General features: G+C 66.4%; 16 protein-coding genes. 8 read left to right on the top strand and 8 right to left on the bottom strand.

What is annotated here, in order from left to right:
* From GCN74_RS26540 to tssK, 3 genes are all read right to left on the bottom strand, one after another.
* A partial coding sequence (locus GCN74_RS26540; protein WP_152259433.1) for a type VI secretion system Vgr family protein occupies positions 1 to 2,900 on the bottom strand: 2,900 nt, incomplete at its 3' end.
* The gene (icmH, locus tag GCN74_RS26535) at positions 2,900 to 3,682 is read right to left on the bottom strand and encodes a type IVB secretion system protein IcmH/DotU (protein ID WP_152259432.1); all 783 of its coding nucleotides are present in this window, start codon (positions 3,680 to 3,682) and stop codon (positions 2,900 to 2,902) included. The genes icmH and GCN74_RS26540, both read right to left, overlap by 1 nt.
* Positions 3,683 to 3,697: 15 nt before the next feature.
* Positions 3,698 to 5,044, bottom strand: a complete 1,347-nt coding sequence (gene tssK, locus GCN74_RS26530) for a type VI secretion system baseplate subunit TssK (RefSeq protein ID WP_152259431.1) — start codon at positions 5,042 to 5,044, stop codon at positions 3,698 to 3,700.
* A 354-nt stretch (positions 5,045 to 5,398) separates the two neighbouring features.
* On the opposite strand from tssK, the gene GCN74_RS26525 reads away from it, so the two are divergent.
* From GCN74_RS26525 to tssH, 8 genes are all read left to right on the top strand, one after another.
* On the top strand, positions 5,399 to 5,968 hold the full coding sequence (locus GCN74_RS26525) for a hypothetical protein (protein ID WP_226939244.1): 570 nt from the start codon (positions 5,399 to 5,401) through the stop codon (positions 5,966 to 5,968).
* Between the two features lie 74 nt (positions 5,969 to 6,042).
* A complete protein-coding gene (gene tssB / locus GCN74_RS26520) occupies positions 6,043 to 6,552 on the top strand; it encodes a type VI secretion system contractile sheath small subunit (protein WP_152259430.1) in 510 nt (169 codons plus the stop codon).
* Between the two features lies 1 nt (position 6,553).
* Positions 6,554 to 8,038, top strand: a complete 1,485-nt coding sequence (tssC, locus tag GCN74_RS26515) for a type VI secretion system contractile sheath large subunit (protein WP_152259429.1) — start codon at positions 6,554 to 6,556, stop codon at positions 8,036 to 8,038.
* A 33-nt stretch (positions 8,039 to 8,071) separates the two neighbouring features.
* Positions 8,072 to 8,563 (top strand): Hcp family type VI secretion system effector, encoded by a 492-nt coding sequence (locus GCN74_RS26510; protein WP_152259428.1) that lies wholly within the window; start codon positions 8,072 to 8,074, stop codon positions 8,561 to 8,563.
* Between the two features lie 97 nt (positions 8,564 to 8,660).
* Positions 8,661 to 9,152, top strand: a complete 492-nt coding sequence (gene tssE / locus GCN74_RS26505; RefSeq protein ID WP_152259427.1) for a type VI secretion system baseplate subunit TssE — start codon at positions 8,661 to 8,663, stop codon at positions 9,150 to 9,152.
* Positions 9,153 to 9,154: 2 nt separating this feature from the next.
* Complete coding sequence (tssF, locus tag GCN74_RS26500; RefSeq protein ID WP_152259426.1) at positions 9,155 to 10,999, top strand: type VI secretion system baseplate subunit TssF; 1,845 nt, start codon at positions 9,155 to 9,157, stop codon at positions 10,997 to 10,999.
* The gene (gene tssG, locus GCN74_RS26495; RefSeq protein ID WP_152259425.1) at positions 10,963 to 12,042 is read left to right on the top strand and encodes a type VI secretion system baseplate subunit TssG; all 1,080 of its coding nucleotides are present in this window, start codon (positions 10,963 to 10,965) and stop codon (positions 12,040 to 12,042) included. Before tssF ends, tssG begins: the two co-directional genes overlap by 37 nt.
* A gap of 53 nt (positions 12,043 to 12,095) precedes the next feature.
* Positions 12,096 to 14,774, top strand: coding sequence for a type VI secretion system ATPase TssH (gene tssH, locus GCN74_RS26490; protein ID WP_152259424.1), 2,679 nt, complete (start codon positions 12,096 to 12,098; stop codon positions 14,772 to 14,774).
* A gap of 48 nt (positions 14,775 to 14,822) precedes the next feature.
* Here the strand turns inward: tssH and tssA are convergent, their stop codons facing one another.
* The 5 genes from tssA to GCN74_RS29005 all read right to left on the bottom strand — a co-directional run.
* On the bottom strand, positions 14,823 to 15,857 hold the full coding sequence (tssA, locus tag GCN74_RS26485; RefSeq protein WP_152259423.1) for a type VI secretion system protein TssA: 1,035 nt from the start codon (positions 15,855 to 15,857) through the stop codon (positions 14,823 to 14,825).
* 49 nt (positions 15,858 to 15,906) lie between these two features.
* Entirely contained in the window at positions 15,907 to 16,737 is an 831-nt protein-coding gene (locus GCN74_RS26480; RefSeq protein ID WP_152259422.1) for an OmpA family protein, read from the bottom strand.
* A 2-nt stretch (positions 16,738 to 16,739) separates the two neighbouring features.
* The gene (tagF, locus tag GCN74_RS26475; protein ID WP_152259421.1) at positions 16,740 to 17,720 is read right to left on the bottom strand and encodes a type VI secretion system-associated protein TagF; all 981 of its coding nucleotides are present in this window, start codon (positions 17,718 to 17,720) and stop codon (positions 16,740 to 16,742) included.
* Positions 17,717 to 21,532: a type VI secretion system membrane subunit TssM gene (tssM, locus tag GCN74_RS26470; RefSeq protein ID WP_152259434.1), complete on the bottom strand. Its 3,816-nt coding sequence runs from the start codon at positions 21,530 to 21,532 to the stop codon at positions 17,717 to 17,719. The genes tagF and tssM overlap by 4 nt, the downstream gene beginning before the upstream one ends.
* 50 nt (positions 21,533 to 21,582) lie before the next feature.
* The coding region (locus GCN74_RS29005; RefSeq protein WP_193317279.1) for a hypothetical protein at positions 21,583 to 22,790 on the bottom strand (1,208 nt) is incomplete at its 5' end.

Here is a 22,790-nt window from a genome sequence, read left to right as displayed (position 1 = left end):
TGCGCGGGCGCTGGCGGCGCCGGCGCGGGGGCGGGACTCTCCGCCTCGTCGGGCGCGTGGCCCGGCGATTTCAGCAATTCGATCACCAGCGCCTCGACGGCGGCCGCGGCGACCACGTGCGTCAAGCCCTTGTCGTCCGTCATGCCCGTTTCGTACGTGCCGTCGGCGCGTCTCACGCGGTACGGCTGGCGCGGCATCAGTTCGCCCGTGTCGCGGTCTTTCAGCACGAAGCCTTCGTCGAACAGTTTCAAACGGCTGTCCGGCAGCGGCGGCAGGCCGGCGGCCGCGCTGGCGCCGCCGTTGAAGACATGCTGGCCGCCCTTGACGGTAAAGTTGCCCGGGCACTGGAAGGTGATGTCGCCGCCCTCGAGCGTGATCGACGACTGGCCCGCCTGCACGGTGATCTTCTGGTTGGCCTTGATCTCGATGACGTCGCTCACCGAGATCACCGTGATGGACTTGTCGGCCAAGATCTCCAGCTGGTCGGTATGGGCTTGCAGCGAGACGGGGCCGTTGCCCGCGATGGCGGAGATGCCGCCATCCTGGCTGAACAGGGTAGCCGCATGGGCCGCCACCGAAGCGACGGTATGGCCGGCTGCCAGGTGCAGGTCCGTCTGCGCCGTCGCATGCAGGTGCTGGCCCGCGAACAGCACGGTCGAGGCGGGCGTGGCCCAGTTGATGCTGTTCGGTCCTTCCATCAGCACCAGCGGCTTGGCGTAGCGTTCCACGGGCTGCGCGGCATCGGGCGCGCGGGCGCCGTTGCCGGCCTTGAAGGCTTCGTGGCCGCCCACGCTGCCCTGGTATTTGCCATCCTGCTGCGGGTCGATCTGGCCCGCCAGGTCCAGCTGCGCCTGGTTGGCATCCTTGCTGACCAGCGCACGCTGCTGGCCCGCCGCCACGGCCGTCGCCTTGCTCAGTTCACTGGCGCCGCGCAGCAGGTTCAGCGCTTCCCGGGTGTCGAGCTGGGTCGACGCGACGCTGCTGCCTTGCCGCGCGCGCGCCGTGGCCGACAGCAGCAAGCCTTCCCCGGCGCGCAGCATGGCCCAGGCGTCGGTGCGCAATTCGAAGCCGCTGCCCCGGTAGACGCCCCGTTGCGCGGATGTGGCGCCTTGCTGGACCAGGTAGCCCAGATTGAGTTCGGTGGCGGCGCTGCTCGAGGCCAGCCGGGTACGCAGCTGGCCCGGCGTATCGTCGAGCACCCACTGGTTGTAGCCGGCGCCGTCGAAGTTGCTGCTGTGAATGCCAGACAGCACGCCCGCGTGGTTGACATTGGCGTCGACGCCGGCCGCGTACGGCGGCGCGTCGCTGCCCGTGTACAGCTGGGCCACCACGAGCGGGCGGTCCATGTCGCCCTCGATGAAGTCGACCAGCACTTCCGTGCCGATGCGGGGCGTGAACTGGGAACCCCAGTTCGGCCCGGCCAGCGCCTCGGCCACGCGCACCCAGGTGCCGGACGCTTCATTGCCCGGCGCGTTGCCTTGCTGGTCCGTGTTGTGCGCCAGGCCGCCCGGATTGGCGGCCGCGCCGCGCTGCCAGGCAAACTGGATGCGCACCTGGTGGTCGCGGCCGGTGGTGGCCACGCTGTCGGCCAGGCCGACCACCAAGGCCGTCTGCGGTCCCAGCGCCACGGCCGGCGCCCGTTCGGCCGTGGCGCGCGGCACGATGGCCACGCTGCTGCGCACGCAGCCGAAGGTGTTGCGGTAGGTGCCCGCCTCGATCTGGCCGGCGATCCAGTCGGCCACGCCGTCCAGGCTGGCCACCTTGGCCAGGCGCGACAGCGCGCCCGTCAATCCGCCGCCGGCCGGCCCCGCCGTGTTGCGCGCCTGGTGCTCCACCCACAGCACGCTGAACTGGTTGGCGCCGTCGGCATACTGTTCGTGCTGCAGCAGGCGGAAGGCGTGGCCGGCGGCCAGCCGGCGCACCGCGCCGGCGCCGTCAAATTGCTTGTTTTCCAGCTCCAGCGCCTGCAGCATGCGTGCGCCGTGGGGATCGGCCGCGGCCCGGTCGGCGTGGCGCCGCTCGCCCGCGCCGTCATATACGGCCAGTTGCGGCAGCGTGCCCGCATCGAGGCTGGAGGCGTGTTCGGCGGCCGGCGCCGTCACTTGCTGCGGGTCCCAGCTGCTGATGCCGACGGCGTTCGACTGCACCTGGCGGCGCGCGCCGAAGCTGTCGATGGCGTCATCGCTGTCGCTGGCGCGCACGCCGTGAAAGCGCAGCTCGGCCCCGCCTGGCGTGTCGGGCGCGCTGGCCTTGCTGTCGAAAATCACCAGCGTATGCCTGGACTGTCCCTGGCCTTCGCCGCCATCCTGCGCGCCGCCCGGCTGCTCATGCTCGAAGCGCCAGTTCAAGCCTTCGAAGGCCAGCACCCGCGCCAGGAAGTCGAAGTCGCTTTCGCGGTACTGCGTCCAGACGGCGCGCGTGGCCAGCGGCTGGCTGACGTCGATGCGGTGGCGCACTTGCGGATAGTCGGCCAGCAGTTCGCCGACGATGTCGCGCGCATTCTTGTCCTGGAAGATATAGCTGTCGCGGCGCAGCCGCAGCAGGGCCAGCGCCGGTTCCAGGCGCAGCCGGTAGCGCGCCACGCCGCCATCGGCGCCGAGCCAGGCGCAGTCCGTGCACAGGCCGTGCCAGGCGCGCTGGCTGCCGTCGGGCTGCAGCAGAGTGAGCGTCATTTCCTCGCCGATGAACGACGCCAGGTCGAGCGACGCGGCCGTGCTGAGGGCGTCGACATCGAAGCGGAACAGTTCGTTGACGGCTTCGCGGCCGTCGAACTGCTCCGCCATCAGCGATTGCGCCTGGTCCGAAGGCTGGGCCGTCGCCAGCCCGATCAGCCGGGCATGCTGGCTCAAGCCCGTGCCGAACTGTCCCTGCGGCTGGCCGCCTGCTTGCGCGTCGCTCATCACGGCAAGGTGATGCTCAGGTTGGCCACGCGGGGCGCCAGTTTGACGATATCCTGGTAGGCGTGCATCTGCTCTTCCGTATTTTTCGCCAGCGTGGTGCGCAAGCCCAGGTAGCCGAGCGCGCAGATCAGCGCGAACACGGAGCACAGCACCCACAGGGGCACATTGTTGCGCAGCTTGTGGATGATCTGGTCGGGCCGCTCCGCATGCGGAGCGAAGCCCGTCTTCTTGCCTTTCATCTGGGCGATTTCATCGCCCAGGCGGGCCGTCAGGTAATTGAATTTTTCCGGGCCTTCGAGGATGTAGCGGCCCTGGAAACCCAGCAGCAAACACATGTGGAACACTTCCAGCGCCTGCAGGTGGGCGCTGCCGCGCGCGCGCAGCGCTTCGAGGCGGATGAAGAAGTTTTCGCCGGCCAGCTGGTCGCCGAACAGGACCAGCTGCAAGGGACGCCGCGCCCATTCGTCGCGGATGCTGTAGGGCGAGCGCAGGATGATTTCGTCGACGGCCGCGCAGAACGCATACTTGGCCGCGTCGATGTCGTCGGCCGAGGCGCCCTGTTTCTTCGCGCCGCGGCCGAATTCTTCCAGGAAGTGCGTCATCTTGGCGATGAAATCGGCATTGTCCTGCGGGCCGCTGCCGTTCTTCAGCATGAACAGCGCGTAAAAGCCGTCGTACATCAGGTCCATCAGGGTGTGTTCCGTACCGGGGCCGGCCAGCACGCTGGCCGAGTAGGCGGCCTGGCTGCCGGACATCAGGGAAGGGGGGGCGGAGAGGTTCATCGTTTCATTTCAATGTCAGGAAGTGACGGCGACCAGTTCGAGCTTCAGGTCGCGCATGCCGGAGGGCACATAGATCAGGACCGATTGCGCCTGCAGCATGCGCTCGTACATCTGGCCCTTGGCTTCGATGGTGAAGTAATACGTGTCCGGGCGCACGGGCACGGCGGCCGGCACCTGCGGCGTATGCTGCAGGCGCACGCCGGGCAAGGCGGACAGCACGAATTTTTCCACGTCGTCGGGTGCACCCACCTTGAAGCGCAGCGGCACCACGTCGACCAGTTCCATGCCCGGTATGTCGGCCGAGACGCCAAGGTAAAACGCCGTCTTGGCGTCGATTTTTTCCGAATCGAGCTTGCCGTGATGGTAGGACGGCTTGGTCTCGCTGAGCGCGATCGCAAAATATTTCGACGAGATCACCGTGTCGAGCAGTTCGCGGATGATCGCGTGCAGCTGCGCGAACGGGGGCCCCGGATCGGCGTGCCGGTACGCGGGCAGGTCGGCCAGCGCATGGGTCTTCGAAAAGGTCATCAGCGCGCCTGCCAGGCCCAGCAGCTGCTCGTACAGGCGCTCCGGATGCAGGGCCGGATGGTGAAAATAATGACTGAGCGAGGCAAACGCCGAGCTGGCCGTATGCAGCAGCCAGAACGAGGACATGTCGCCGGAGCGGAATTCGATCACGCTCTTGCTGGGCTCGCGATGGTGGCCATACAGGGCATTCACCTTGGCCTGCAGCGCGTCGATCAGGCGGCGCAGCTGCAGGAACAGCAGGGGCGCGCTGCGGATCGACAGGCTGGGCGGCACGAAGGTGGGGTCTTGCTCGAAGCCGCCCGTCGACAGGCGCCGCAGGCGCAGCAGGGGAAAGCTCACGTAGGAGTCGCGCGGGTCCGATTCGGCCACCAGGCGCAGCGATTTTTTCAGGTAGGTCAGTTCGGCCTGCGCGGCCTGGGTGTACAGGTCCGGCGTGCTCAGATTGGCCTGGCCGTAGCGCGCCGCGCTGTTGGGCTGGCTGGCCGGGGCAAAGTTGCCGCCGAATTGCTTGAACGCGGGCAGGGCGGCGTAAAAGGTCACCGATTGCTGCGATGGCGGCAGGTTGCCCAGGTCGATCGCCTCGGGCAGCTCGTCGGCGCCGGCTGCATTGTAGATTTCCCCATCCTGGAAGATCAGCGACAGCTCCAGCAGGCGCAAGGTGTTGTTGCCGAGCGCATCGCGGTCTATCTGCAGCTGGCTCACGCCCCACGCATACGGGTGCAGCGCCTTGACGCTTTCATGCAGCCGGTGTTCGTGGTACTGGTCCTGCTGCTGGAAATGCTGGGGCCGCAGGAACAAGCCTTCGCCCCATAATAATTTGTTTGCAACGCTCATGGATTGCCCTTTTACCTGACCAAGTGAGGTGCGGGGATCGCTGGACCCGTCCGCGCCGGCATGCTGCTACCGTATTTTTTCCTTGAAATCGTCCGCCGTTTGCAGCGCACAGCGTGGTGCTTTTTTCGCAATTGACGGCACCATAACACTATCTTGAGGAAGGGCGCGTACGGTACGTTTCCAGAGTGAACGCAGCCCGGAAAGCCGCATGAATAGTGAGTTTTCGCGTATTTTCTATTGAGCGCGATAAATATTCAAATCATGTTAGGCTCCGAAAAATAAGCAATTAACAACTATAAATTGCAACTTTATTTTGACCGTCAACGCATCTTCTTTTTTGAGGGAAAGCACCATATGACACGATCGGTTTCGCTGCTCGCAGCAATTGCATGTGCCCTGACGTTGAGTGCCTGCGGCACGACGCCGCCGGCCAAGCCGCCAGTGGTGGCGGCGCCGCCCACGATGGAGGAAATGATGTCCAAGGCGGCGCAGGCGGCCAGCAGCGGCAGCAACGAGGCGGCACTGGGACTGTGGCAGCAGGCCGCCACCGCTTTCCCGGCCGACAAGCAGCCGTGGGTACGCATGGCGCAGACGCGCTACGAGGCGGGCCAGTATGGCGAAGCCATCCTCAATGCGCAGGAAGTGCTGGTGCGCGATCCGGCCGACAAGCTGGCCAACAGCGTGATCGCCATCAGCGGGCTGCGCCTGTCGACGCGGGCGCTGGCCGACCTGAGCCGCCAGAACAACCTGTCCGGCCCCCTGCGCGCGGAATCGCAGGACCTGGCCAAGCTGCTGCGCGAAAGCCTGGGCGAAAGCGTCCTCGTGCCGCCGCCGGAAAAGGCGCCGGCGCGTCCGCCCCGCAAGCAGACAGGCAAGCGCACTGCCGACGAGGGCAGCGCCAATCCATTCAATGCGCTCAAGTGAGCCAGTGATACGCCAAACGCCGCAGTTCAACAGGCGCATCGCCGATGTTGCCGATTCTTTTCGAAGGGGATGTGATGTCTAAAAAAGATAGTGTCCAGAAGCGCCTGCAAAAGGTCCGCCCGCCGCGCGTGCAGATGACGTACGACGTGGAGATCGGCGACGCGATTGAAAACAAGGAGCTGCCCTTCGTGGTGGGCGTGGTGGGCGACTTCGGCGGCAATTCCGAGCTGGAACAGAAGCGCCTGAAGGACCGCAAGTTCGTCGACATCGACCGCGATAATTTCGATGCCGTGCTCAAGGGCATCGAGCCGCGCGCGACCTTCCGCGTCCCCAACGAGCTGAGCGACGCTGGCGGCCAGTTCGGCATCGAACTCAAGTTCCATTCCATGGGCGACTTCCGCCCCGAGGCGGTGGTGGAACAGGTGGAGCCGCTGCGCAAGCTGCTCGAAGCGCGCACCAAGCTGGCCGACCTGCGCAACAAGCTGGCCGGCAACGACAAGCTGGAAGACATCCTCAACGATGTGCTCAACAGCACCGAGAAACTGGCCCAGCTGGAACAACACTCCCACGTCAGGAAAGACTGATATGTCCGCACAGATGACTCCCTCATTGAGCACCTCCGCCGCCACCGAGATCGACTTGCTCGACCAGATCGTGGAGCAGAGCAAGGTGGCCAAGTCCAGCGTCGAGCATGCGCGCGCGCGCGACCTGATCTCCGAACTGGTCAGCCAGGTCATGGAAGGCACGGTCGTGGTATCGAACAACCTGGCGGCAACCATCGACGCCCGCGTGGCCGAGCTGGACCGGCTGATTTCCCAGCAGCTGAGCGCCATCATGCATGCGCCCGAATTCCAGAAGCTGGAAAGCAGCTGGACGGGCCTGCATTACCTGGTCAAGAACACGTCGACGGGCACGAACCTGAAGATCAAGATGATGAACGCGACCAAGCGCGAACTGGTCAAGGATTTCCAGAGCGCGCTGGAATTCGACCAGTCGACCATGTTCAAGAAGGTCTACGAAGAGGAATTCGGCACGTTTGGCGGCGCGCCCTTCGGCACCCTGCTGGGCGACTTCGAGTTCAGCCGGCAGCCGGAAGACATGTATTTCATCGAGCAGATGTCGCATGTGGCCGCGGCCGCCCACGCGCCGTTCATCTCGGCCGCCTCGCCGGAACTGTTCGGCCTGGAAAGCTACAGCGACCTGGGCAAGCCGCGCGACCTGGCCAAGGTCTTCGATACGGTCGAATACGCGAAGTGGAAATCGCTGCGCGAATCGGAAGATGCCCGCTATGTGGGCCTGACCTTGCCCCGTTTCCTGGGCCGCCTGCCATTCAATCCGGCCGACGGCGCCACCGTCGAAGGCTTCAATTTCGTCGAGGACGTGGACGGCACCGACCACCAGAAATACCTGTGGTGCAACGCCGCCTATGCGTTCGGCACCAAGCTGACGGCCGCTTTCGAGGATTACGGCTGGTGCGCGGCCATCCGCGGCGTGGAGGGCGGCGGGCTGGTGGAAGACTTGCCCACGCACACCTTCAAGACGGACGAAGGCGAGGTGGCCTTGAAATGCCCGGCCGAGATCGCCATCACGGACCGCCGCGAAAAGGAGTTGTCGGACCTGGGCTTCATTTCGCTCGTGCATTGCAAGAACACGGATTACGCCGCGTTCTTCGGCGCCCAGTCGGCGCAGAAGGCGAAAAAATACAATACCGATTCGGCCAATGCGAACGCGGTGCTGTCGGCCCAGCTGCAATACATCTTTGCCGTCTCGCGCATCGCCCACTACATGAAGGCCATGATGCGCGACAAGATCGGCAGCTTTGCCGCCGCCGCCAACGTCGAGGATTTCCTGAACCGCTGGCTGACGCAGTATGTGCTGCTCGACGATAACGCCAGCCAGGAACAGAAGGCCCAGTTCCCGTTGCGCGAGGCTTCCGTGCAGGTGGCCGAAGTGCCGGGCCGGCCCGGCGTGTACCGCGCCGTGTCCTTCCTGCGTCCCCATTTCCAGCTTGACGAATTATCCGTTTCACTCCGTTTGGTCGCGGAGCTTCCGCAGTCGACCAAATCGTAATGCATTTTTCTTCATACAATTGAAAGGAATAACATGGCAATCGACGTTTACTTGCAAATTGATGGCATCAAAGGCGAATCCACGGATAACAGCCACAAGGATTGGATCGAATGCAAGTCGGTCCAGTGGCAAGTGTTGCAACCCAAGTCGGCGACGGCATCGACGGGCGGCGGCCATACGGCCGAACGCACGGAGCACAAGGATATCGTCATCGCCAAGATGGCCGACCTGGCCAGCCCCCTGTTGCTGCAGACCTGCTCGTCGGGCAAAACCATTCCCAAGGCCAAGCTCGAGTTTCTGCGCGCCGATGGCCAGGGCGAGCGCATCAAGTACTTTGAAATCGAACTGGAGAATGTGATGATCAGCAGCGTGGCGCCTTCCGTGGCTGCCGGCGACATTCTCGGCGAAGACTTGTCGCTCAAGTATTCCAAGGTCAAGTGGAAATACACGCAGCAAAAAGTCGGCGGCGGTTCGGGCGGCAATACGTCCGGCGGCTGGGACTTGTCGGCCAATAAGACAGCCTGACCGTGCTGCGCGCGCCAGCGCGCATATCTGCCGTGCCCGCCGCTGGCTGTCCAGGCCGCGGGTTACGGGCCTTTCCTACCTTTGATGCGGGATGCCTATGAAAGGTTTTACGCCGGGCCTGTTCGACCGCCTGATGGATACGCCCGTTCATGGCGCATCGAGCGGCACCATCTCGCGCCTTTCGCTCGAGGATTTGAAGGATACCGTGGCGCGCGACCTGGAGGCGCTGCTGAACACGCGCACGGTGCTGCCCGAGGCGCTGCTGAAAAAATTTCCCGAATGCGGCAAGTCCATCATCACCTATGGCTTGAACGATTTCGCCGGACTGAGCCTGTCCAGCACCGATGACCGCGCGCATATCTGCCAGTGCCTGGAGAAGGCCATCGCCCGCCACGAGCCGCGCCTGCGCAATGTGCGCGCCTCGCTGGAAATCCAGGAAGGCTCGATCAACCGCCTCAATTTCGCCATCAGCGCGCTGCTGGTGGTGCATGCCGCACATGAACCCGTCAATTTCGACGCCATCCTGCAGCCTTCCAGCCTGCATTACACCATCAGCAAGGGGCGCCGCGCGGCGCAGACGGGAGCCTGACCTTGGAAGAACTGTTACCGTATTACGAGCGGGAGCTGGGCTTCCTGCGCCGCTATTCGCGCGAATTCTCCGAACGCTACCCGAAGATCGCGGGCCGCCTGCTGATGGGCGGCGAAGTATGCGAAGACCCGCATATCGAACGCATGATCCAGTCCTTCGCGCTGCTCAATTCGCGCATTTCCAAGCGCCTCGACGATGACTATCCCGAATTCACGGAAGCGCTGTTCGAGGTGCTGTATCCGCATTATCTGCGGCCCTTTCCCAGCTGTTCGATCGCGCGCATGGATTATGCGGCCGCCGCAGCGCAGCTGACGGCCGCCACCGAGATCGCCCGCGGCACGGAACTGACGACGCGTCCCGTGAAAGGCGTGGCCTGCACCTTCCGCACGGCGTATGCCGTCACCGTGGCGCCGCTGGCGCTGACGCACGCGGCGTTTTCCCCCATCATCGCCGCGCCGGAGCAGGCGCAGCTGCCGTCGAACGCCACTTCGGGCGTGAGCATGCGCATCGAGTCGAGCGCGGAGCAGCTCTCGCTGGCCCAGCTGGGCCTGCAGTCGCTGCGCGTGTTCATCGACGGCCAGCCCTCGTTTTGCGCGGCGCTGCGCGATGCGCTGTTCATGCGCACCGTGCGGGCCTACGCCGAAGCGGACGAGAACGGCCGCTGGATCGCGCTGGACGCCACTCCCGTCAGCAGCGCCGGCTTCGCCGAAGACGATGCGCTGATCCCGTTTGCGGCCCGCTCGCATCCGGCGTACCGGCTGCTGACCGAGTATTTCTGCTTTCCCGAAAAATTCAATTTCTTCGACATCGACCTGGGCGCGCTGTGCGCCGCGCTGCCGGCCGGATGCCGCCGCATCACCCTGCATTTGGCGCTGAGCGGCTTGCGCACGGATTCGAATACGGCGCGCCTGCTGGGGACCATGTCGACGCATAACCTGCTGCTGGGCTGCACGCCGGTGGTCAATCTGTTCCGCCAGCGGGGCGAGCCGATACGCATCACGCATACGGCGGCCTGCTATCCGGTGCTGGCCGATGCGCGCCGCGCCTATGCGTTCGAAGTGCATGCCATCGATTCCGTCAAGCTGGTGCGGCAGACGCCGCAAGGCGAATCGGTGATCGAATTCCGGCCGTTCTATTCGCTGCGCCACGGCCAGACGCCCGCCAGGGAAGGGCACTACTGGGTGATGCGGCGCGACGAGGTCATCGCCCACAAGAGTCCCGGCTACGAAACGGAGATATCGATCGTCGACATCGACTTCGATCCGGCCGCCGTGGAAACGGATACCCTGAGCCTGGAGCTGAGCTGCACCAACCGCGACTTGCCGGCGCAGCTGACCTATGGCTTGCGCGGCGGCGACCTGTTTCTCGAGGGCGGCTCCAGCGTGCGCAGCATCAGCCTGCTGCGCAAACCCACCGAATCGTACCGTTTCGAGCGGGGCCGGGGCGCCCACTGGCGCCTGATCTCGCACCTGTCGCTCAATCACCTGTCGCTGGCCGGCAGCGGCCTGGACGCCTTCCAGGAAATGCTGGCCCTGTATGACTTGCCCCGTTCGCCGACTTCGCAGCGGCAGATCCGCGGCCTCACGGCGATTGTCCACAAGGCCGTCAATGCCTGGCTTCCCGGCAACCCCTTCGCCTGCCTGGTGCGCGGCATCGAAGTGCGGCTGACGATAGACGAGGAAGCGTTCGTCGGCAGCGGCATCCATGCGTTTGCCCACCTCGTCGATTGTTTCCTGGGACTGTACGTGCATGCGAACAGCTTCACGCAACTGGTGCTGGTGGCCAAGAAATCGGGAGAGGAGCTGTTGCGATGCAAACCACGAAGCGGCGATTCGAGCCTAGTGTAATCGAGCGCCTGTTTGCGCAACCGTACCGCTTCCAGTACTTCCAGGCCGTGCGGCTGCTGGAGCTCTGGCTGCGGCGCAATGGCATGGCGCATGAAGGCGCGGTTGCCAATTTCCTGCGCTTCCAGAATTCCGTCTCGCTCGATTTCGCCCCCAGCCAGATCGAATCGCTGGGGCCGGAGCCGCGCGGGCTGGCCACGGACGCCGGCACGCTGGGCACGGCGCTGCGCAGCGCGCAGCTCAAGTATGTGCGCATCACGCCTGCCTTCATGGGGTTTCTCGGCGTCGCCGGCGCGCTGCCGGCGCACTACACGGAACGCATCGCCGGGCAGCAGTTCGACGCCAAGGACGAGGGGCCGCGCGCCTTCCTCGACACGTTTTCGAACCGCGCCCTGGCCCTGTTTTACGAAGCCTGGCGCAAATACCGGCTGGAGCTCAAGTACCAGCTCGATGGCAGGGACCAGTTCCTGCCGCTGCTGCTGTCGCTGGCGGGCCTGGGCCACGCCTCGCTGCGCGACCGCCTGGCTGGCGACGGCGTGCTGGACGAATCGGTGGGCTTCTTTGCCGCCGCCATGCGCCACCGGCCCCCGTCCGCCGTGATGATCGGCCAGGTGCTGTCCGAGTATTTCGGCCAAAGCGTGACGGTCAGCCAGTTCATCGGCTGCTGGTACGACGTGCCGCGCGAGCAGCAAAGCACCCTGGGCGCGAACAACGCCGTGCTGGGCGCCACCGCGCTGGTGGGCGGGCGCGTGTGGCAGCGCGACCTGCGCATGCGCCTGACCATCGGCCCGCTGGCGCGCGTCCATTTCGACGCTTTCCTGCCCGGCGGCCCGGCCGCGCGGGCGCTGGAGAAAATGCTCGCCATGTTCACCAGCCTGTGTCTCGAGTACGAAGTGCAGCTGGTGCTGCGCGCCAGCGACGTGCAGGGCGTGCGCCTGGACGAGCCGCGTGGCGGCGGCCGGCTGGGCTGGGACAGTTTTCTGATCACGGGCGGCGAAGCGCAGGACCGCGCCGACGTCCGCTACGAATTGCACACGCTTGCCTGAGCCAGCGTACCGGTTTCGCCTCCCTTTCAACCCCATACAAGGACCGCCGCCCCATGAGCATCAACCTGAAGACGCTGATCAGCAAGCTGAATGACACCTGTCGCACTGCCGCCACGCGCGCCGCCAGTATCTGCGTGGGCCTGGGACAGTACGAGGTCGATCTCGAGCACGTGTTCCTGGCCTTGCTGGAGCAGCCGCAGAGCGACTTCGTGCTGATCGCGCGCCGCAACGGCATCGACATCGGCGCGCTGGAAGGGGATCTGCGGGCCGAGGTGGCCCGGCTGCAGACGGGCAATGCGCGCACGCCCGTGTTTTCGCCGCGGCTGCCGAAGCTGTTCGAACACGCCTGGCTGATCGCCTCGCTCGACTTGCGGGCCGGCCACCAGGTGAGCATCCGCAGCGCGCACCTGCTGCAGGCGCTGCTGACGGAACCGGAGCTGGCGCAGCTCGCGTACCGGGGCTCGGCCCTGTTCCATCAGTTCAAGCTTGACGAGATCAAGCACAAGCTGGAGACGCTGACCGATGGCTCGCAGGAACGCGCCGGGACGGCCGCGGGCGACGCGGGGCAGGACGGCGAGGGCGGCGATCCCGTGGGGGAGCTGGAGGGCCGGGCGGTGGCATCGAAGACGCCGGCGCTGGACCAGTTCACGGTCAACCTGACGGCGCGCGCGCGCGACGGCAAGGTCGACCCGGTGATCGGGCGCGACCTGGAAATCCGCCAGGCGATCGATATCCTGATGCGACGGCGCCAGAACAACCCCATCCTGACGGGCGAGGCGGGCGTGGGCAAGACGGCGGTGGTCGAAGGGCTGGCGCTGCGCATCGTGCAGGGCGACGTGCCGGACATCCTGCGGGGCGTGGAAATCCACACGCTGGACATGGGACTGCTGCAGGCGGGCGCCAGCGTCAAGGGCGAGTTCGAGAACCGGCTGAAGAACGTCATCGGCGAAGTGAGCAAAAGCCCGCATGCGATCATCCTGTTCATCGACGAAGCGCACACGATGATAGGCGCGGGCGGCAGCGCCGGGCAGAACGACGCCGCCAACCTGCTGAAACCGGCGCTGGCGCGGGGCGAGTTGCGCACCATCGCCGCCACCACCTGGGGCGAATACAAGAAATATTTTGAAAAGGATGCGGCGCTGGCGCGCCGTTTCCAGGTGGTCAAGATCGAGGAACCCAGCGAGGAACTGGCGTGCGCCATGTTGCGCGGCATGGCGCCGCTGATGGAAAAGCATTTCAACGTGCGCATCTTCGATGAAGCGATCAGCGAAGCCGTGCGCCTGTCGCACCGCTACATCATGGGACGCCAGCTGCCGGACAAGGCGATCAGCGTGCTCGACACGGCTTGCGCCAGGGTGGCCCTGGGGCAGAGCGCCACGCCGGCGCTGCTCGACCAGCTGGCGCGCCAGCTGGAACGCATCGATGCGGAAGCGTCCGCCCTGGCGCGCGAGGAAAGCGGCGGCGCCAGCCACGCGGCGCGCCTGAAGGCGCTGCGCGCGGCGCGCACTGCCGCCGCCGGCGAACACGGGACGCTGGCCGCGCGCTGGGAAACGGAAAAGGCGCTGGGTGAAAAGGTCCGGGCGGCCCGCCAGGAGCTGGAAGACGCGGGCGCGGCCAGTCCCGCGCTGCCGCCCGATGCCAGCCAGGCCGGCGACCTGCAGGCGCTGTTGCAGGAATTGCGCGCATTGCAGGGCGAAACGCCGATGGTGCCGGTACAGGTCGATGGCCACGTGGTGGCGGAAATTGTCGCCGGCTGGACCGGCATCCCGCTCGGGAAGATGGTCAAGGATGAAATCCGCACCGTGCTGAAGCTGAAGGATTTGCTGGAAGAGCGCGTGCTGGGCCAGTCCCATGCGATCGAGGCGGTGGCGCAGCGCGTGCGCACCTCGCGCGCCAACCTCGACGATCCCGACAAGCCCAAGGGCGTATTCCTGTTCGTCGGCCCGTCCGGCATCGGCAAGACGGAAACGGCGCTGGCGCTGGCCGACGCGCTGTATGGCGGCGAACGCAAGCTCATCACCATCAACATGAGCGAATACCAGGAAGCGCACAGCGTCTCCGGCCTGAAAGGCTCGCCGCCCGGCTATGTCGGCTATGGCGAGGGCGGGGTGCTCACCGAGGCCGTGCGCCGCAATCCATACAGCGTGCTGCTGCTCGACGAGGTGGAAAAGGCGCATCCCGATGTCATGGAGCTGTTCTTCCAGGTGTTCGACAAGGGCGTGATGGACGATGCCGAGGGGCGCGAGATCGATTTCAAGAACACCATCATCATCCTCACCTCGAACGTGGCGTCGGCCACCATGATGCAGGCTTGCCTGAACCTGGCGCCGGAAGACGTGCCCACGCCGGAGCAGCTGGAACTGGCTATCCGCCCGCAGCTGCTGAAGGCCTTCAAGCCGGCCTTTCTGGGGCGCCTGAAGGTGATTCCCTATTATCCGATCAGCGACGATGTGCTGGCCAGGATCATCGACCTCAAGCTGCGCAAGATCGCCGCGCGCGTGGGCGCCAACCACCAGGCCGAATTCACCTATGACGAGGCACTGGTGGAGGCCGTGCTGGCGCGCTGTACCGAAGTCGATTCGGGGGCACGCAATGTCGACCATATCCTCAACGGCAGCCTGCTGCCGGAAATTGCCGAATCCGTGCTGGCGAAAATGGCCGAGGGACTGGCGATCAGCAAGATCAAGGTCAGCGCCAGCAAGCAGGGGCAGTTCAAGTATACGATCAAATAGCGGTCCGCCAGGCGCGCCGGGCCGCCGCGCGGTGGCCCGGCCTGCCGTTCAATGGCTGGCGGGCGGCTGCACGCCCAGCAGTTCCTCGATATGCGCCAGCGAGACGCTGTCCTTGACCACGCTGCGCAGCCATTCGTGCAGCGTCTGCTCGCCCGCGTCGGCCGCCTTGTCGGCGAAATACGAAACGGGGCTGTGGGGTTCCGTCTGGCGGAAGTACAGCGCCACCTGGCGCAGCTGCGCCAGGGCTTGGGCGCGGCTGTGGATCTCGCCCGGCACCGCGGGCGGCAGCGGCGGCGTGGCGGCGCCAGGCGCGTGGCCGCTGCCCGTGACTACGGCGGCGGGTAGCGCAGCGGGAGCGGGCACGGCGACCTGGGGCACTGCGCGCTGTATCGATTGCAGCGCTTCGCGCGCCTGCGAAAAGCCGGGACTGTCCTTGCCCAGCCGCGCATCGGCGGCTTGCTCCAGTTCCGCCAGTGCATCCAGGCAGAACTGGGCGTCGGCGGCGAAGGCGGCGCGGAACTGCGCCGAGTTGTTGCGCCGCGCAGCTTCCATGTCCGCCAGCTTCACGCCGTTGACGCCATCCTGGTTGCTGGCGGCCCGCTTGCGCGCCGTGTCGAAGTCGATGCTGGACCAGCCGCCGGACTGCTTATCCGTCAAGGGCATGGCGCGCACCAGGGCGGGCGTGCGGGCCAAAATCCAGCTCAGGTTGCCGATACGCTGCTCGTGGTCGCCGCCATCGGCTGGCGGATACAGTCCCAGATCCCAGTATTGCCGGCACAGGCCTGCCAGCAGGCGGTAGCCCTGGCCCAGGCCCTGCAAATGGTCTTGCTTGGCGCTGGCCTCGGCCAGCCAGGCGGCCAGCCGCAGATCCTTGCTTTTTTCAGCCAGCAGCGCGGCGCAGCGGCGCTGCACGAAAGCCCAGTCGGCCTCCTTCAGGTCGGTGACCCATTCGCCCTGGTCGAGCGAGGGATCGTCGAACTTGCGCGCCTGGCTGATCGCATCGAGGTCGGTGGAAAAGGAGAGGTCGGTGCCGCACGGCTGGCCGGCGCTGATGGGAAGGAGGAGCTGGTCGGCTGAAATCATGGTATTCCCGAAAAAGGTGGCGGATGGCTTGCCGGGTGGCGGGCAGGTCTTACTGGACCATGCGGAATTCGATGCGGCGGTTGCGCGCGCGGCCATCGGTGCTGTCGTTGCTGGCGATGGGCCGGTCCGGTCCCTGGCCCGAGGCGCTCAGCAAGTCGCCATCGATGCCCTTGGACGACAGATAGGCCTTGACCGCCTCGGCGCGCGCCTGGCTCAGGTGCTGATTGCTGGCGCGCAGTCCCTGGTTGTCCGTGTGGCCGATGATGTCGACCTTGCGTCCCGCCAGCTTTTGCAGCGCCGCGCCCATTTCGTCGAGGATGGCGCGGCCGGACGGCGTCAGCGTGGTCTTGCCGCTTTCGAATTCGATGGTGCGGTTGGCCAGCGTTTTGTCGAGGATATTCTGGTCCGCGGCGGAGACGCGCAAGCCATTGTTGACCGTGTAGGTGGGATTGAGGCTGGTGGCGAAATCGCTGGCGATCTTTTGCCGCTGCGCTTCGTTGGCCACTTCGCCGCGCACGCTGACCACGCTGCCGTCTATCGTCAGCTGGCCGCGGCGGATCTGCTTCAGGTCAGGCGTCAGCAGCTTTTGCACGTAGGCGTTCCAGTTGGCCGGCAGCGCCACCTGGCCGACGGCGATCTGGTCGACCACCTTGTCGGCGCCATACAGGTCGCGCAGGCGGGCCAGCACGGCGGCCTTCGACGCCTCGTCGGGCACCGTGCCGCTGGCCAGCACCTGGCCAGGCTGCGGCGTGGCGGCGGCGGGCATGGCGGGCATGGCGGCCGGAGGAACCGGCGTGGCCGGGGCGGCGGGCGCCTGGGCGCGGGCGGCGGGTGCGGCAAGGGCCAGGCAGGCGAGGAAGGTAATCCGTAGGTGGCGCATGGTCAGGTCCCGATGAAGGCGGCACGGAACGAGTCGTGCGCCGATTTGAGTGACAGGTTCGCCTGCGCGAGGTAGGTTGACACCTTCTTGATCGCGTAGTCGCCGCCCACGTGTTCCTCGACCCAGGCCAGGTCGTCGAAGGCGATGTGGTGTTCCAGCGCCGCCTGAGGTTCCATGATGGCGTGCAGCGTCTGCGCCGAAGCGCCGCAAAAACCCAGCACCAGCGCGTGGCGTCCGCGGATGCGGGTGATGAACAGGGCCAGCTCGAAGTCGGCGCGCGCCAGGAACGGCGCGATCAGGTGCATCCAGAACGCCGCCACCAGGTTGCGGTACAGGGGGTCGTCCGGCAGCGGCAGTTCCAGGCTTTTTTCCAGCCGGCTGGAACTGCTGGCCATGACGGGCTGCAGCAGCATGCCCAGTGCCAGCAGCACTTGCCGCACGGAGCCGCCAAAGCCCGTGGGCGCCAGCAGCGCATCGAGCGCGCCGACCGTCTGCAGGTCGAGGAAGTCGTCGAAGGCGGCGTCGTACGCGCTGCTGCGCAAGTCCAGCTCGACGCTGGCGCTGCCGGCGGCCTGCAGCGCGGCAGCGGCTTCGGCGCCGCGCATGCCGCCGCTGAGCGCATCGAGCCGGTTCCACAGGCGCGACAGCACCAGCGGACTGGTGGGCACGAAGCCGGCCGGGTTGCCCACTTCCATTGCGCTCATCATCAGGAACGGGAAGCGGCGCGACGAGGCGTCGCTGCTGGCGGCGATGTGGCCGGCGATGGCGCGTCCGCGGCGCGGGCCGATGAAGGCGAAATGCAGCGGCGCCAGCGCGTCGTACGTGAGCTTCCAGCGGGCGTCTGCGCTCATCAGGTCCATGGCGTTGGCGAGCCAGTCGTCGAGCATCTTGAGCAGCGCGGGATTGTCGCCGCTCTTGACGAAGTCGCCGCGGCTGGGGATCTTGCCGAAATAGCCGATCGCGGTGGACGTCGGGCGGCTCATGGCGTGTTCCCAGCCAGTGCGGCGCCCGCTTCCGGGACGCTGTTGACCACCGTTTCCGGCAGTTTCAGTCCACGGAAACCCTGGCCGCCGGCGGGGGCCGCCGCCGGTGCCGGCGTGTTGACGATCTTCAGGTTGGCCGTCACGGTGACGCCGCTGCTCTCCCAGCTCAGTTCGAATACGCCGCCTTCCTTGCGCGTGCGCTTGGCCGAATCGATCATTTTCTTCAGGCCGAAATGGCCCGGTTCATTGAGCAGCACGACGTTGCGCCCTTCCGGCGTGATGGCGCTGATGCGCGAACCGGGCACGCCCTGCGGATTGGGCCAGACCATGTGTATCCACGGCTGCGGCTGGCCGCGCCAGCGCAGCGCCTGGCCATCGATCTCGATCGTGTATTCGGCGGCGCCGGGCGCGCTCAGCGCCTGCAGGTCGAAGCGGGTCTGCGCTTCGGCGGCGCCGGCCGCCGTCGCCACGCCATTCGCGCTGAGCGGCGCGATCCAGCCGGGCAGGCTGGCCACCACGGGTGGCGCCAGGCTGATGCCCATCGACGCCCACGTCCTGGCGCTGATGCTGTCGCCGCGGCGCACCACCAGGGGGCCGATGGCGGTATTGAAGAACTTGGCGATGGCGCCTTCCGGGCCGAACACCTGGCCGATATCGGCGTTGCTCGCCTCGGTGCGCGAATCGGGCGCGAACGGATACTTCGCCGCCAGGGTTTTCTGGAACGGTTCGAGCACCTGGGCCAGCCAGACCTTGTTGATTTCCGTCTCGGTGGGCTTGACGATGACGGCGAAGGTCTGCATCAGCGGGCGCACCAGCAGGGGCCGGATGGCCTGCTTTTGCGGATCGCTCATGCCCGTCAGCATCTGCTCGTCCACGTATTTCAGGGCGTCGGCCAGTTCCGAGCCGCTGCCGTCCAGCGTCTGCTGCATCAGCTGCTTGGCGCCCGGTCCCGTGTCGCCCTGGTTCTTGATCTGGTTGAGGCGCACGCGCAGCTTGGACAGCGCGGCCAGGTAGCCGCGCATCGGCGAGGCATCCTTGTCCCTGGCGACGACGAGGCGGGCCACGCCGGAAAATTCGCGGCCGACGGGCCCCATGGGCAGGGCGCCGCCCGCCTGGCTGCCGGCCACGGCCGGTTTCTGGCGCAGCACCGTTTCCTTGAACCAATCCATCATCCCGCGCTGTGCCCGCTGCAAGCCCTGGCCCAGCAGCGAGGGATTGTCCCACGAGGTTTCCTGGTACACCGTCTCGATCAGCTTGTTGATGGGCGACGCTTGCGGGTCGCCCAGGCGGTTCATGGCTTGCGCCGCGTTGTCGAAGCCGTTCAATTCGCGGATGCTGACGCCCTGGAGGAATTTCTGCCATTCCTTCGCATAGTCGTTCTTGTACAGCTCGACGAGGGCTTTCTGGATCTGTTCCGGGCTGCCTTCCAGGGTCAGGTCGTCCTTCGACGCCGTTTTCAGCACCCAGTCCGCGCTTTGCAATTCGCGGTTGGCCGCTTCCTGGAACGCTTGCTGGATATATTTTTCCCAGGCGTCGCGGGTAAACGTGCCGGGGATGGCGTAGCTGCCCAGCACCAGTTCCTTGTCCTGCTCGCCAACGATGCGGGCCACCGTCATCGAGGGGAAGCGCGTGGCGGCGCGCGCCTTGACGTCGGCATACACGCGGTCGCGCGCCGGCATGCCGCGCACCACGCGGCGCAGGCTGTCGCGCGACTGGTCGACGAGGGCCAGCTTGCGGTCGATCTGCGGCCACGAGGGGTCATTGATCTGTGTCAGGTAGAACGAGATCATGCGCTCGGCGCTGCGTATCATCTGTTCGCGCGGCATGCTGCCCCGGTTGGCGTCGAGCCAGCCGCGCCAGTAGCGCGTCAGCTGGTCGTTCAGGTGGCTGGCTTCGGCACGCGACTTGTCGCTGAGCATCAGATACGTCTTCAAGCCGTTGTAGGCGTCTTCCACGCTTTCGGGCGCCGCATCCTTGAATTGCTGGACGCCAGGCGCGGCGGGCGCTGGCGCCGCGGCAACTGCCGGCGTGGCCGCCGCGGCGGCGGCCGGGACTGCAGCGCTTGCAGCGGCAGCAGGAGCCGCCACGGCCGGCACGGCAGGCGCCGGCAGCGCGGCCGTCATCGGCTGCAGGCGCCCGGCGCCCGCATTGACTTCCGATAAAAACGCTTCCAGCGATTGCGTCACCGGCTTGAGCATGACTACACGCACGCCGGAAAAGTATTCTTCGCGCAGCTTGCGTTCGAGGAAGTCGCCCTGGTACAGGCCCAGGCTGAGGGCCAGCGGGCGCTTGCTGCGGTAGGCTTCCAGCTGTTCGATGCGGTCCTGCAGGATTTCCAGCGCTTCGAAGCGCGAATGCAGGTCGAGGCGCTTGTCCTGCACCTTGATGGCCTGGTCCAGGTCGGCCTGCACGTTGGCCGCCAGCTGGCGGTTGGCCAGGTAGGACCAGCTCCAGCCGCCCAGGGTCAGGCCGGCCAGCGCGATGGCGGCAAAGAAGGTGGCATAGCGCAGCCGCGTCTTGCGGGGGCTGGCGTACTGGGCCACCAGGTCCTTGTCGGCGAAGATGACCTTGCGGAACAGATTGAGCAGGAAGTAGCCGTGCTGGTCCTGGACCGCCGCCTGTTCCTGCGGCTGCAGCTTGAGGTCGAAGCGCTGCGCCACCCGTTCCGACGAGGCGGAGACGGAAACGCCTTCCTGCAATGCGCTGGTGAAATAGAAACCGCGGAACACGGGCTTGAACTGGAACGGGTTTTCCTCGAACAGGGTGGCGATGAAGGTGCGCAGCGGCCCCTTGATGGAGCTGAATTCCAGGGGGAACGTGAACACGCCGGGCGGCATGCGCTCGCGGCCCAGCAGGGCCATGCTGGCCAGGCTGAGGTCTTTCAGTCCGTCGTACAGCTCGTCGAAGCGCTGGTCGAACTGTTCCAGCACGTCCTGTTTCGAGCTGCTCACGCTGTAGGGCAGGGTGGCGCCCCAGACCTTGTCGCGCTCGCCGCGTTCCGCATCCTGGAAGAATTCGGTGAAGCCCGTGATCAGGTCGGCCTTGGTGAACACCACGTAGACGGGAGCGTGGACTTCCAGCTTTTCCGTCAGTTCCTGCACGCGCTGGCGCAGGTTTTTCGCCAGTTCGATGGCGAACTCGGGCCGGCTGCCCGTCAGTTCGGCGATGCTGACGGCGATGATGATGCCGTTGACCGGCGCCCGCTTGCGGTGCTTTTTCAGCAGGCCGAGAAAGCCGAACCATTCGGCCCGGTCTTCATCGTTGACGGAGTAGCGGCCTGCCGTGTCGAGCAGGATGCCATCGGTGGTGAAGAACCAGTCGCAATTGCGGGTGCCGCCCAGGCCTTGCACGATCTTGCTGTCGACAAAGGGGAATTGCAGGCCGGAATTGGCGATCGCCGTGCTTTTGCCGGCGGCGGGGTTGCCGATGATCATATACCAGGGCAATTCGTACAGGGCCGCGTCGCCCGACAACTGGCCCAGCCGGGAAGTCTTGATGGTGCTGATGGCTTCCAGCATGCGTTTGCGGATGGCCTCGGTTTCCTCGCGCTGCACGGCGCCCGCTTTTGGCGCGGCGCCGCTGGCCTGCTGTTCCAGCATGTTGCTGAAGCTGGCGCCAGCGCGCAGGCGCCGCCGGCGGCGCAGCCACCACGTCATGGCAGCCAGCAGCGCCGCCACGGCCAGGAACGCCAGCACGGGCGGGTAGGGCCATTCGAAGATGACGGTGCAGACCAGGAGCAGCAGGACGAACGCCGCGCTGCCCAGGATGAGCAGGCTGAAGCGGGAAGTGAGGAGGTGCCAAAATCGTTGCATCATAGTGTAGTGAGCAAGCCGTTAATGTGCGTGGGTGGAGGGTGGCAGCGTCAGCCGGCGTCGTTGCCGTCGCCGGCGGGCGGGCCGACGACGATGGCGCCGCAGTGCAGTGGATCGAGATTGCTGAGACATAGGACCTGGCCGGGCGCGCTGGCCGCCGCGTGCTGCGCGAGGGCCAGCGCCGCCAGGGCGGCGACGGGGCCGGCATGGCCGCACGCCGCCCCCACGCTCAGTACCTGGGTGCCGAGATCGAGTTCAGGCAGCAGGGCCGTGGCGCAATTCATCAGTTCGAGCATGGGACCCGGGCGCTGCTCCGTATCGGCGCTTGCCAGCGTGATGTCGGCGGGGAGTACGGCGGCGGCAGCCAGCGCCTGCGCGGCGAGGCTGGCCAGCAACGCCGGGTCGCCGTGCTTGCGCGCTCGGGCGGCGTCGCGTGCCTGCGTGGCCCCCTGGTGCAGCAGCACGGGCGCCGGCGCTTCCAGCAGCGCCGCTTCGGCCGCGTTCGCCAACAGCAGGCCCGCCGCGCCTTCGCCGGGAATCAGTCCATCGGCCTGTGCCGCGCTGAACAGCAGGCCCTTGCTGGCCCAGTCGTGCACGCTCATCTCGCCGATGTAGGAGTTACAGGCCAGCACGATGGCCAGGCAGGGCTGCCCGTCCAGCGCCGCGCGCGCGGCGATGTGGTCGAGCAGTGCGAATGGCGTTGGCTGGGGCAGGGGCGGCAGCGTCGGCACGGCCAGCTTTTCGGGCGGCCAGCCTTGTTGCAGCAGCAGCTGGCGCAGCCAGGCGCTGCCCGCCTGCGACTGGGCAGCGCTCCACGCCGCGGGCAGCAGCAGGTGCAATTGCAGCGTGGGCAGCGCCATGGCGGCGCGGGCCGAGGCGGGCGCCGTCAGGCATGCGGGCAGCTGCGGGTGGCGCATGGCTTCGCAGGCCAGATCGACGAGCACTTCGCCGCCCAGGGCCAGCGCGCGCACATCCTCGGGATTGAAGGGGAAGCGCTGCGCATCGAGCCCTTCCTGCGGATGCTGGCGCAGCCAGGCGGCCAGGGTGTCTTGCTGCAAGTCTTCCTGTACTTCCGCGACCTTGCCGCACAGCAAAGGGTAGCCGTCTTCATTGAGCAGGTCCGTATCGAGCGCGGGGCGGGCCTGCCTCGCTTGCATGGCCGTCGCCAGCTCCTCGGGCGTGGCGCCGCCCGGCATGCGCAGGGCGGCCGCGACGATGTGCAGGGGCGCCGGCGGCGCTGCCGCTGGTGCCGCCTGGG

The sequence above is a fragment of the Janthinobacterium sp. FT14W genome, from assembly GCF_009208755.1.
GTDB classification, from domain to species: Bacteria; Pseudomonadota; Gammaproteobacteria; order Burkholderiales; family Burkholderiaceae_D; genus Janthinobacterium; species Janthinobacterium violaceinigrum.
Note: the sequence above shows the minus strand (reverse complement) of the source record. Positions and strands in the feature narration are given on the sequence as shown.